At 66.2% G+C, this 11,961-nt stretch carries 12 protein-coding genes; 6 read left to right on the top strand and 6 right to left on the bottom strand.

Features of this window, described 5'->3' with window-relative positions:
* Positions 1-5: 5 nt before the first annotated feature.
* Complete coding sequence (locus tag RMQ73_RS14280; RefSeq protein WP_409049857.1) at positions 6-284, top strand: DUF6440 family protein; 279 nt, start codon at positions 6-8, stop codon at positions 282-284.
* Between the two features lie 53 nt (positions 285-337).
* On the opposite strand, the gene RMQ73_RS09025 is transcribed toward RMQ73_RS14280, so the two are convergent.
* The 4 genes from RMQ73_RS09025 to RMQ73_RS09010 form a co-directional block, all read right to left on the bottom strand.
* On the bottom strand, positions 338-856 hold the full coding sequence (locus tag RMQ73_RS09025) for an FKBP-type peptidyl-prolyl cis-trans isomerase (RefSeq protein ID WP_310497832.1): 519 nt from the start codon (positions 854-856) through the stop codon (positions 338-340).
* Between the two features lie 69 nt (positions 857-925).
* On the bottom strand, positions 926-1,132 hold the full coding sequence (gene rpsU / locus RMQ73_RS09020) for a 30S ribosomal protein S21 (RefSeq protein WP_310497830.1): 207 nt from the start codon (positions 1,130-1,132) through the stop codon (positions 926-928).
* Positions 1,133-1,292: 160 nt separating this feature from the next.
* The gene (locus tag RMQ73_RS09015; protein WP_310497829.1) at positions 1,293-1,898 is read right to left on the bottom strand and encodes a response regulator transcription factor; all 606 of its coding nucleotides are present in this window, start codon (positions 1,896-1,898) and stop codon (positions 1,293-1,295) included.
* A 3-nt stretch (positions 1,899-1,901) separates the two neighbouring features.
* Entirely contained in the window at positions 1,902-3,344 is a 1,443-nt protein-coding gene (locus tag RMQ73_RS09010; RefSeq protein ID WP_310497828.1) for a HAMP domain-containing sensor histidine kinase, read from the bottom strand.
* A gap of 67 nt (positions 3,345-3,411) precedes the next feature.
* Between RMQ73_RS09010 and RMQ73_RS09005 the strand changes: the two genes are divergently transcribed.
* The 4 genes from RMQ73_RS09005 (at position 3,412) to RMQ73_RS08990 (ending at position 7,291) form a co-directional block, all read left to right on the top strand.
* On the top strand, positions 3,412-4,353 hold the full coding sequence (locus RMQ73_RS09005; RefSeq protein WP_310497826.1) for a PEPxxWA-CTERM sorting domain-containing protein: 942 nt from the start codon (positions 3,412-3,414) through the stop codon (positions 4,351-4,353).
* A gap of 55 nt (positions 4,354-4,408) precedes the next feature.
* Entirely contained in the window at positions 4,409-5,047 is a 639-nt protein-coding gene (locus RMQ73_RS09000) for a COQ9 family protein (RefSeq protein WP_310497825.1), read from the top strand.
* Positions 5,048-5,138: 91 nt separating this feature from the next.
* The gene (locus RMQ73_RS08995; protein WP_310497824.1) at positions 5,139-5,414 is read left to right on the top strand and encodes a FeoA family protein; all 276 of its coding nucleotides are present in this window, start codon (positions 5,139-5,141) and stop codon (positions 5,412-5,414) included.
* On the top strand, positions 5,411-7,291 hold the full coding sequence (locus RMQ73_RS08990; RefSeq protein WP_310497822.1) for a ferrous iron transporter B: 1,881 nt from the start codon (positions 5,411-5,413) through the stop codon (positions 7,289-7,291). Before RMQ73_RS08995 ends, RMQ73_RS08990 begins: the two co-directional genes overlap by 4 nt.
* A 79-nt stretch (positions 7,292-7,370) precedes the next feature.
* Here RMQ73_RS08990 and RMQ73_RS08985 read toward each other — a convergent pair whose 3' ends face one another.
* Together RMQ73_RS08985 and RMQ73_RS08980 are read right to left on the bottom strand one after the other, a co-directional pair.
* Positions 7,371-8,273 carry a DUF4394 domain-containing protein gene (locus RMQ73_RS08985; protein WP_310497820.1) on the bottom strand — a complete coding sequence of 301 codons (903 nt, stop codon included), beginning with the start codon at positions 8,271-8,273 and terminating at the stop codon, positions 7,371-7,373.
* Positions 8,274-8,435: 162 nt separating this feature from the next.
* A complete protein-coding gene (locus RMQ73_RS08980; protein WP_310497819.1) occupies positions 8,436-9,764 on the bottom strand; it encodes an amino acid permease in 1,329 nt (442 codons plus the stop codon).
* A 155-nt stretch (positions 9,765-9,919) separates the two neighbouring features.
* Between RMQ73_RS08980 and RMQ73_RS08975 the strand changes: the two genes are divergently transcribed.
* On the top strand, positions 9,920-11,961 hold a 2,042-nt coding region (locus tag RMQ73_RS08975), incomplete at its 3' end, for a TonB-dependent receptor domain-containing protein (RefSeq protein ID WP_310497818.1).

Here is an 11,961-nt window from a genome sequence, read left to right as displayed (position 1 = left end):
GGACAATGCTGCGGACGACACTGATTCTTTGCTTGCCAATTGCGGTGATGCTTGTGGGCTGCGACGATAAAGGATCGCCATTTCGATCCGAACCGATCAAGGCCACCACACTTGAAGGCAAGATTCGGGGCAGCCGGAACGGCGGGGAGGAGGTCCGCGTGTGGCGCGACCCTGCTACCGGGTGCCAATATCTGATGTGGGAGCGGCGGCGTGAGGGCAGCATGACACCGCGCCTGATGCCCGATGGGCGCCCCATGTGCGGCCCTGTCCAGAGCGCAGAATAGGGCTTCTTCGTTCCCATCGATTGCCGGCTGCCGTGAGCAGCCCGTGCCAACGCTCAGCTGGCCGGGCGGACGGCCAGCAATTCGATGTCGAATTCCAGCACCGCGCCGGGCGGTATGACCCCGCCCGCGCCCTGTGCGCCATAGCCAAGCGACGGCGGCACGACGAAATGATATTTGGAACCGACAGGCATCAGCTGCACGCCTTCGGTCCAGCCGGGAATCACCTGATCGAGCGGAAATTGCGCAGGCTGGCCGCGGCTGTACGACGAATCGAATACCGTGCCGTCAACAAGGCGTCCTTCGTAGTGCACCAGCACAGTGTCGCTGGAGGCAGGGCGGGCGCCATTGCCGGTGCGAATCACCTGATATTGCAGCCCCGAGGCCGTGGACACGACGCCGGGCTTGCGGGCGTTGGCTGCCAGATACTGCATGTCGAGCTGGCGGACCGATGCGACCTGCGAACGGGTGCCGAGCCAGACGAACATGAGGCTGAAGCCGATGATGACCAGCGCGGCCACGATCCATTTGCCTGCACCGCTGCCTGCACGGGCCGCATCATTGCCGGTTGCCATGTTCGTATCCCTGATCTTGTCTGGTGCCGCCGGCGCCCGATTCGGGGCTGCCGGCCGGCAAAAACAGTCTTACTTGCTGCCGTCGCGTTCGGCGCGCTTGCGCTCGAGCTTGCGGGCACGGCGAATGGCGGCGGCCTTTTCACGGGCGCGCTTTTCGCTCGGCTTTTCGTAATGACGGCGCAGCTTCATTTCGCGGTAAACGCCTTCGCGCTGCAGCTTTTTCTTGAGCGCGCGCAGCGCTTGATCGACATTGTTGTCGCGAACCACGATTTGCATGCAGCCGTCTCTCCATTCACGTCGCCGGAGCTGGCACAGCGCCGACGCTTGTCAATTGTTGGTTGATTCCGGCAAGCGAACCTGCCCGAGCGAACGGGGCGCATAGCAGAGGCCCCGCAGGGACACAAGCGAAGCCCGCACCCGGAGCCCGGCTCCCAAGCTATACCAGCCCGAGCGCCAGCAACCGCGCAGCCGCCTCGGTCCGGTTGGTGACGCCCAGAATGGCAAGCAGCTGCGCCACATGGGTCTTGGTCGTCGAAGGGCTGACCCCAAGCGTGCGGGCAATGTCCTTGTTCGGTCGGCCAGCAGCCAGCAGGCGCGCCACTTCGGCCTGGCGCGGTGACAGGCTGGGGCGCGGCGGACCGGGCTCCGGCAGTCCCAGCCAGTCTGGCAACACAGTGCCGCCGGCCAGCGCCATGTCGATGGCCGCGATGACCATGGCGGGCGTTGCAGTCTTGGCGAGGCAGCCGGCGACGCCCATGGCCAGCAGATCCTGCATCAGCGCGGCATCGCGCGTCCCCGTGACGATCAGGATGCGCGCAGCGGGCGCCGCCTTGCGAATCGCCGCCACGCCGACGCGCGGGGTCGCCCCCGGCATGCCAAGATCGAGCAGGCAAAGGTCGGGCTGTCCGGCAGAGGCGGCAATCGCGGCCTGCCCGTGGTCGTGCGCCGCCGTTATGCGTACTGCCGGCCAATGTGCTGCAACGGTCGCTGCAAGCGCGGCGGCATAAAGCGGATGGTCATCGCAGATCAGGCAGTGCTTCATGTCTTATTCGGCCGCGATGGAAAAAGGGGGGAGCGCGCCGCCTGCCGGCAGGCCTATCATGAAAGCCGCGCCGCGCCGCCACCGCGGTTCGAATTGCGCCTTGCCGCCCATCAGCGCCAGCTGGCGGCGCACCGATGCCAGGCCCAGCCCGAAGCCGGCCGATGCGCCCGACCCCTGGGCAAAATCATCGAACAGGCGGGCGGTATCGGCGTCCGCAACGCCCTTGCCGTCGTCGATGGCCCAGATCTCCACCATGGTACCGCGCCGCCGTGCGGCCAGCTGCAGCCGGCGCGCGCCGGAATGGCGGATGGCATTGGCGATCAGATTGCCGAGCGCCCGGTGCAGCAGGGACGCGTCGGCCATGACAACTGCCGTCGTGGGCGACGCCCTGAGTGCCAGCCCAGCGGTGTCGGCAGCCGGGCGGTGCTGCTGCATCGCAGCTGCAAGCACCGGCCCGACGGCAATTGGTTCCAGCCGGGCTGTCACGGCACCGGCATCAAGCTGCAAGTAATCGAGCATGGATTCGAGCAAGCCGCCAATGGCAGAAAATGCCGCGCGGGCGCCGCCGATTGCCGCGTCTCGGGCCGCCCCATGCTGCGACAGCGCCAATTCGAAATACAGGCTGGCGGCCTGTGCCGGTTGTTGCAGGTCATGGCTGGCGGCGGCGATCATCCGGGTCTTGGCGTCGCGCTGCGCGGCCACAAGAGCAAGCGCATCCTGCATGGCCGATTCTGACCGGGCGCTGGCGAGCTGCGCCTCGAAAGCGGCCAGCACCGACGATCGGACCAACGTGCGCAGCCCCAGCAATGTCAGGCCGATCAAGACCAGGAACAGGGCAATCCAGCCGGAATAGGGCGCGCCCTGCCAAAGGGCAAAGCCTGCGCTGGATGCGGTGAGCATCATCACCTCCCAGGCCGGCACGGGTACGCCGGCATTGGCGGTCATGATGCCGGTGGCGACATACCAGAGATAAAGCAGGGTCATCAGCGATTGCAGTTGCGGGTCGGCTGCCGACATCAGCAGCCACGGCGTGCAGGCGATGCCGATATTCAGCCCGGTCTGGGCATGGGCGCCCAGCCGGGTCCAGTAATGCACGGTGTCATGGTCATCCGGCTGCCGGCGGTGGAACATCACCATGGCGGCTACCCAATAAAAGATCACGCCGGCCATGCTGCCGATCCACAGTGCCAGCAGCCAGGACGGGCGGACCTTGTCACCGAACATGTGCTGCACGAAGACCAGCACGCCTGCCATGATGATCATGCCGACGATGCTGAGCCGCGATCCGGCGCGCACTTCCTTGGCCATGACGGCAAGCCGCATGCCTGCGTCTGAACTGTCCTTGGCGGTGATGGTGATTGCCCCCTGCATGCCCGAAACATGTTCGGGTATTTGCAAGGCCTGCGCAAGATGGCCGATATCCGATTGGCCACATGGCTCGGCCATCTGGCCGACGCTCCTGCACGTACGCGATGTTAGCATCACCCGAAGGGCAGTTGGTCGGGGGAGCCAGATGAACAGGACACAGGCAGCACTTGCAGGCGCGGTGTTCGCGGTCTGGGTCGCGGCACCTACAGCGGCGGCGCAGGCTCCGATCTTTGGCGTGTCGGTCAACACCAGCCTGCGCACCTGCAACGGCGTTCCATCGTCTCAGGAGTGCCCCGGCGGATCCATCGTCAAAGTCTCGCGGCGCGGCGGACAGGGAATGAACACTGTCTCAGCCGAAGTGCTCGGCTTGGTCGCCGGCACCAAGCTCGTCTCTCGCGGCTTTGGTTCTGCCGAACTGCGGCCGGGCGGATTGCCGCGATTGAAAGCGCTTTCGTCGGCAAAGGGGGACAACTCACGTGTCGTCGGTAGCGGAGAGGCCTGGCAGACCTTCACCTACAGCGGTCCTGCCGGCATCGAATACCGACTGCAGGGCCAGATCGATTATCGCGGCAAAAACGCCAGCCCGGCCAATGCTCTCATGCCCGGCGGCAGCAGCTACACCGCCTTCATCGGCATATGGGATCTCGCGGCTTTTCCGATCAATCCCGGCGCACCGCCGTTTTTCGGGCTGGCGGCCTATAATCCGGGCAGTTGCGGTGTGACGCCCGGCCTGCTCGGCTATGCGTCCGCTGAAGGCGTGTCGGCGGGTGTGCCGACCAGCTTCACCCTCACCACCAGGGCCTGCAATGGCGGGCTGCTGACCCTGAATGTCGGGCAGCAGTTCGTGGTTCACAGCAACATTGCGCTGTTCTCGAACCGCGGCGGCTTCATCGACGCCAGCCATACCTTCACCACCGTGATCGATCCGACGCTTTCGGCCGAGACGCTGGCGGCGCTGGCATCCGGGCTGACGGCGCACGGTGCCGGCGTGCCTGAGCCCGGCAGCTGGGCGCTGCTGATTGCCGGGTTCGGTCTGGTCGGCGCTATGATGCGCCGGCGCAGCCGCGTGGCGTGCGCTGCTGCCTGAGGCTTGCGGCAATCGCGGCGCTGGAGGCGGCGGCGGGTTGCGGTTATAAGAGCGCATGACCGATGACCTGCCTCTTGCCGAACTGCGCCCGCGCCTGATTGCAGCCATGCTGCCGCATATCGCCTTTGATGGCTGGAGCGATGCCGCGCGCGATGGCGCGGCGCTGGATGCTGGCATCGACCGTGATATTGCCGCCATGGCGCTGTCCGATGCCGCCGCCATGCTCGATGCCTGGACAGCGCGCACCGATGCCGTGATGACACAAGCCATGGTCGCCGGCCACAACATGAAAATCCGCGACCGCATCAAGCTGGCGCTGACCAGCCGGCTGGCTGCAAATGACCGCGAAGCGACGCGCCGGGCGCTGGCGCTGCTGGCACAGCCGCAACATGCCGGTCTGTCGGCAAGGCTGCTGTGGCGCAGTGCCGATGCCATGTGGCGCGCCGCCGGCGACACCGCCACCGATTATAATCATTACACCAAGCGGGCGATCCTGTCGGGTATCTATGCCGCCACATTGCTGTTCTGGATCGACGATGACAGCGCGGATGCAGCCGCGACCATGGCGTTCATCGACCGGCGCATCGACGGCGTCATGCGCTTTGAAAAGGCCAAGGCCCGCATCGGCAAGTTGACGGCCAATCTGCCGGATCCGGCGCGCTTTCTGGGCCGGCTGCGGTATCCGGCGGTCTGAACAGCCGTTCTGCACTGGCGCCATATTGCTGGCGCTGCCGGGCGCTACATGATAATCGCTCGCAACTTCCTAGCCGAGCGCCCCGCAGCAGATGCCCTATATCAGTCTTGAATCGCTGGCGCCCGGCCAGGCCGCGCTGATCACCGCGATCGACCGCGAGGGCCTTGACCCAGTGACGGCGCTGCGCCTTTGCGAGCTGGGCTTTGACGAAGGCGTCGATGTCGAATTGCTGCACCGGGCGCCCTTTGGCGGCGATCCGCTGGCCGTGCGCGTCGGCAACATGGTGGTGGCGTTGCGGCTGGAAATGGCCCGGCTGATCGAGATCGAAACCGAAACTGCGGATCAGATCGAGGATCAGGGCGCATGAACGCGCCGCTGCCCCATGCCATGCCGGTGCCGGTCGCCGCGCCGGTTGTCGCACTTGTCGGCAATCCCAATGCCGGCAAGACCAGCCTGTTCAATGCGCTGACCGGCAGCCGCCAGAAGGTCGGCAACTATCCCGGCGTCACCGTCGAGCGCAAGGCCGGGCGGCTGGCACTGCCCGATGGCCGCATCGCCGAAGTCATCGACCTGCCCGGCACCTACAGCCTTGAGCCGCGTTCGCCGGACGAGGCCGTCACGCGCGACGCCGTGCTGGGACGCCTTGCGGGCGAGCGCCGAATCGATGCGATCATCGCGGTCGTCGATGCCACCAATTTGCGCAACCATTTGCGTTTTGTGCTGGAGTTGAAACGGCTGGGCCTGCCGATGGTCGTTGCGCTCAACATGGTCGATCTGGCGGCGCGAGACGGTACCCGCATTGACGAGACCGCACTGTCCGCGATGCTGGGCCTGCCGGTGGTGGCGACGGTCGCGGTCCGCAAGCGTGGGCTTGAGGCGTTGGGCACTGCGGTGTCGGGGATCTTGTGCGGCGCGGTGCCGGCCATTCCGGCCGATTGGCAAGGCGACATCCGTGCGCTGCAACGCGAGGCCCGCAGCATCGCCGAGCGTGTTGTCAGCGGCCAGGGTCTGGCCCGGCGCTGGTCCGACCGTATCGATGCGTTTGCGCTGCATCCCGTCTGGGGTCCATTGCTGCTCGCCGGCATCCTGTTCTTCATGTTCCAGGCGGTGTTCAGTTGGGCCGAGGCGCCGATGTCGGCGATCGAAGCGCTGGTTGCTGCGGCGCAAGGCTGGCTGGGCGGTGTGTTGCAGCCGGGCTGGCTGCGCTCCCTGCTGGCCGATGGCGTGCTGGCCGGCGTCGGTGCCGTGGTGGTGTTCCTGCCGCAGATCCTCATCCTGTTCCTGTTCATCCTGTGCCTCGAACAATCGGGATATATGGTCCGCGCGGCCTTCATCATGGACCGGCTGATGGCGCGGGTCGGCCTCAATGGCCGGGCGTTCATTCCGCTGCTGTCCAGCTTTGCCTGCGCCATTCCCGGCATCATGGCGACACGCACCATCGATTCGCCCAAGGACCGGCTGACCACCATCCTGATCGCGCCGCTGATGACCTGTTCGGCGCGGCTGCCGGTCTATGCGGTGATTATCGCTGCGTTCATTCCCGACCGCAGCGTGGCAGGCCCCATCGGCTTGCAGGGCCTTGTGCTGTTCTGCCTGTATCTGTCCGGTGTCGGCGGCGCCCTGGTTGCTGCTGCCGTGCTGCGCCGCACGGTAACGCGCGGGCCAAGCCCGAGCTTTTTGATGGAAATGCCCAAATATCAATGGCCGGCGCTGCGCGATATCGGCATCGGCCTGTGGTCGCGGGCCTGGGCGTTCCTGGAACGGGCCGGCACCATCATCCTGGCTTCGACCATGGTGCTGTGGGTGCTTGCCAGCTACCCGGCGGCGCCGGCAGGGGCTGACCGGCCCGCCATAGACTACAGCATCGCCGGACGCATCGGCACGGCACTGGAGCCGGTGTTCGCCCCCATCGGCTTCAACAAGGAAATTGTCATCGCGCTGGTGCCCGGCATGGCGGCGCGCGAAGTGGCGGTGGCAGCGCTCGGCACCGTTTATGCCCTGCAAGGCACCGATGAGGACAACACGCAGGGCCTTGTCGAGCGGCTGCGCGGCACCTGGCCGCTGCCGACTGCGCTGGCGTTCCTGGCGTGGTTCGTATTTGCGCCGCAGTGCATTTCGACGCTGGCGATCACGCGCCGCGAAACCGCGAGCTGGCGCTGGCCGATCTTCATGTTCAGCTATCTGTTTGCGGCGGCCTATGTCGCGGCGGGCGCGACCTTCTGGATCACGTCCGCGCTTTTGTGACCAATAAAGTCCGGCCGGCAGCACGGGGGAGGTGCCGCCGGCCGGACAACATCACCGGACCCGGGAGTTGTCCGTGATGTCAGGCGCTGAGGCGCGCCTGTGCCGGGCGCTGGCGGCGACGGGCGGCGCCGACAAGGCCGAAGCCCATGATCAGCAGCGCCCAGCTTGCGGGCTCGGGGACCGAACCGGCTGTCAGGCCGACAATGCCCGAAGCGCCGATGCCGCCGACGAGCGTGCTGGCACCCGTCGAGAGGCTGATGCGATAAAAACTGTCGCCGAAGTTGAAATAGCCAAGGCCGGTGCCGCCCGAAATGTCGAAGCCCAGCGACTGCGCATTGTCGAGCGGCAGGCCCAGTGACTGGAAGGCAGCGCCGCCAAGGCTGGTGGTGACATAGGTTCCGGCATTGGCATTGGTGGCGCGCACAAGCCCGCCGCTGCGAGCGTCGATACCATAAAGCGTCGTCGTCAGCGCGCCGGGGCGGCTATTGGTATAGGCCGCGGCAAGCAGGTCGAAAGGCACGGCGCCGTTCAGGGTCAGGCTGGCGTCGGTGATGGTCCCGGGCGGCATGATGTTGGGATTGATGCGCAGATTCTGGTTGGAATCGCTGACAAGGCGCAGCCGGTCGACCGTCGGGTTGAAATCGACGCCGAAGCTGCTGCCTGACAGCGCCGCGCCGATCTGGCCGAGATTGGTGGCGGCATAGCCGTTGCCGCCGCCGGCCAGCCGGTACAGATTGCCGCTACGTCCGACGGCATAGAGCTTGCGGTCTGCCGGGCGCAGGTCGATCCCGATCAGCGTGTCGCCGATGGCAAGCCCGCTGATGGCGGCATTGGATTTCAGCGTTCCGGGGGTGGCCGCATCAAAGCTGACAAGACGGTTGCCGCTGGTGACGGCAAATACGGTTTCGGCCTGGGCGGCTGTGCCCGAAGCCAGCAGGGCCAGCGCCGTGGCCGCCGTGCGGATGGCTGTCGATGATATCATTTCCCTGACACTCCCTCGTCATGTCGCTGGCCGGCACCATAGCCGCAGCTACAATCGTCCAGATCTACGAGGCCGTGACAGCGACAGATGCACGAAGCGCCGCAAAACAGCGGGTTGGAGCCAAAATGTCGCAGCGGGCGCCCTGCAAGGCAGGCCGCCGGTTCAGCCGGGCCGGCGGGCGCCGAGCAGCGAGCGCACGCCGAGGCCGAGCGCCAGCATGCCGAAGCTGATGAGGCAGCCGGTCCAGCCGACATAGAGCACCGACGACACCAGCACATACATCGACCCGGCGCTGAACATCAGCGGCACCAGCGGATAGAACGGCACGCGGTATGGCCGCGCGATATCGGGGTGGCGCTGGCGCAGGCGTATCACCGACAGGCCGGTCAGCGACAGGAACAGCCAATATACGGGCGCCATATAGTCCACCATCTTGGCAAAGCCGGTGCTGTTGGCGCCCCACACGACAAGGCACAGCGATACCGCACATTGCGCCCAGATGGCGGCGCGCGGCACGCCGGCCTCGCTGTCCCACTGCGCCAGCCGGGCCAGCGCCGGTTCGTCGCCGGCGGCGGCATACAGGGTGCGCCCGCCGACGATGACCAGCGCGTTCAGGATGGCAAGCGCCGCGATGGTGACCGCCACGACCATCACGACCTGGCCGACGGGGCCAAAGGCGCGCGCCATCAATTGCGCTGCCGGCGCGTTGCTGGCAGCAAGGCCATCGCCGCCAAGGCCCGACAGATACGCCCAATTGGCAAGCAGATACAGCGCGGTAACCAGCCCCATGCCGCCGACCATCGCCAATGTCATGTCGCGCGGGCGCCTGACCTCTGATGACAGGGTGGCGGCATCGTTGAACCCGCCAAAGGCCAGCATGACAAACACCATGGCCGCGCCGAAACCGCCAGCATCGAAGCCGCGCGGCACTGCGGGCGTGGCCAGCGCCGGCGTGCCGCTGGCCATCAGCGCGGCGGCGGCGGCGCCCAGTGCCAGCAAGGCCAGCACATCGATGCTGACCAGCACGACCTGGCTTTTGGTGCTGGTGCGCACCCCGAGCAGGTTGAGCGCCGTCAGCGCGATGATAGCACCGCCGGCCACCAGTCCGCGCGCCAACGGCGTCAGCGGCACCAGTTCGGCGATGTAATCCGCCGCGACAAATGCCAGCATGGTCGAGGACGCGGTAAAGATCACGGAAAAGCGCGACCAGGCAAACAGGAAGGCCGTGGTCGGCCCGAACGCCTGCCGCAAAAACCGATAGTCGCCGCCGGGGTGCGGAAAGGCGGTGGCCAGTTCGGCATAGCAAAGCGCACCGGCCAGCGCGAACAGCCCGCCGATGGCCCAGGCCGCGAGAATGAGCGTTTCATTGCCGATGTTGGCGGCAACAAGACTGGCACTGCGGAAGATTCCGGCGCCGACAACCATGCCTACCACGACAGATGCCGCCGCAAACGGCCCCAGCACGCGGCGCGGGGCTGATTTGGCCGACATTTCGTCAGATGGCGACAGGATCGTGCCTTTCGTGCAACGTTTTCCCCGCATGACAGACGTGTTGCAGGCGGTGCAAGCAATTCTTGTTTCGCGCTGGGTGACGCTTGCGTTAAACCGCTGGGGAAATCGCGATTTGACCGCTTCGAGGGACCGACATGACCATGCGACCGATCCATTTTGCCCTGCTGGCCGCCACCGCGCTGACATCGCTGTCGGCCATGCCGGCCTGGGCCGCCGCCGACGAGGATGACACCATCATCGTCACCGGCACCCGCGCCAAGGACCGCACCATCACCGACAGCCCGGTGCCGGTCGATGTGCTGACCGCCGATGCGCTGACCCAGTCGGGCACCACGGGCGAACTGGCCCAGGCCATCCAGAACCTGACCCCCAGCTTCAACTTCCCGCGCCAGTCCAATTCCGGCGCCGGCGATGCCGTGCGCGCGGCGCAGTTGCGCGGCATGTCGCCCGACCAGACGCTCGTGCTGGTCAATGGCAAGCGCTACCACACCACGTCGTCGCCCAACCTTGATACCAAGATCGGACGCGGCACCACGCCCGTCGATTTCAACACGCTGCCCATCAATGCCGTCAGCCGCATCGAAGTGCTGCGCGATGCCGCCGGCGCCCAATATGGCTCGGACGCCATTGCCGGCGTCGTCAATGTCGGGCTGGACCGGTCGGATTCGGGCGCGTCGTTCGGCGCCACCTATGGCCTCAACGTCACCAATCCCGGCGTGCTCGACGACAATATCACCGACGGCCAGACCATGTTGCTCGACGCCAAATTCGGCTTCAAGGTCGGCGAGGACGGGTTCCTGTCGGTCGGCGGCGATTATCTGTACCAGCAGGGCACCAACCGCGCCGGGCGCGATCAGGGCGGCCAGTTCCTGACGAACGGCAGCTATTCCGACCCGCGCAACGACCGTTTCTTCGGGCAGCGGCTGTTCAAGGTCGGCGACCCACAGGTCGATGGCGGGCATCTGTGGTACAACACAGAATTCGCGGTTGGCGACCTGCGCGCCTACAGCTTTGGTATCGGCCATCTGCGCCAGGCGACCGGCGCCAATTTCTTCCGCTGGCCGGTGATCGTCGATGGCCAGGGCAACAATTACGTCAGCCCGGTGCAGCCCGGCGGGCTTGATGGCTTCCGCCCCGAAAGCCGCATCAAGAACGGCGATGTCTCGCTGACCGCCGGCCTCAAGGGCGAGGCTGGCGCATGGCGGCTGGATGGCAGCGCCACCTACGGCGTCAATGCCATCACCCAGCGCCTTCGCAATTCGGTCAATTACTCACTGGGTGCGGCCTCTCCGACCAGCTTCCTGATGGCGCGCAGCCGTTTTGACCAGGTGACGCTGAACTTCGATGCGGCGCGCGAATTCGAGCTTGGCTTTGCCAGCCCGCTGACGTTCGCCACGGGTGTCGAATTCCGCCACGAACGCTGGCGCTCCAGCCCCGGCGAACTCGCCTCTTATCAGGTCGGGCCGCTTGCCGACCCCGCCGGTCTTGGCCTTGCGCCCGGCGCGCAGGCCGGGCCGGGCCTGACGCCCGAGGATGCGCGCACCCTCAAGCGCCAGGTCTATGCGCTCTATGCCGAAGCATCGGCCGAAGTGGTGGACACGCTGTTCGTCGATGTCGCCGGCCGGCTGGAATATTATTCCGATGCCGGCGCCGCGCTGGCGGGCAAGGCGGCGGCGCGCTGGGAATTCACCCCCGGCATGGCGCTGCGCGGTTCCGTGTCGAACAGCTTCCGCGCGCCGGCGCTGGCGCAGCAGGGCGTTTCGTCCACCTCGCTCAACTTCGGGGCCGGCGGCACGCTGCGCCGGGTGGCGACCCTGCCGGTGGACAGCACGCCGGCTCGGTCGCTGGGCGCATTGCCGCTCGACCCCGAACGCAGCTTCAACCTGTCGGCCGGCATAACCGCCTCGCCGATGCGCGGGCTTCGCCTGTCGGTCGATGTGTTCCGCACGCTGGTGAACAACCGCATCACCTTGTCCGAACGCTTCGACCTTGGCGGCGTGTCGCCGGCACAGCGGACGGCGCTGGGGCTGGGCAGCTATGATGCCATCAACTTCTTCACCAATGCCGTGGACCTGAAAACACAGGGCGTCGAAGCCGTCATCGCTTATTCGACCGAGGCGCTAGGCGGCAATCTCAACGTCAATGCCGGCTATTCCTATTTCGAAAACAGCATCCG

It is taken from the genome of Sandarakinorhabdus sp. (assembly GCF_031430775.1).
Classification (GTDB): domain Bacteria; phylum Pseudomonadota; class Alphaproteobacteria; order Sphingomonadales; family Sphingomonadaceae; genus Sandarakinorhabdus.
This window is presented reverse-complemented; position numbering and strand designations above follow the sequence as displayed.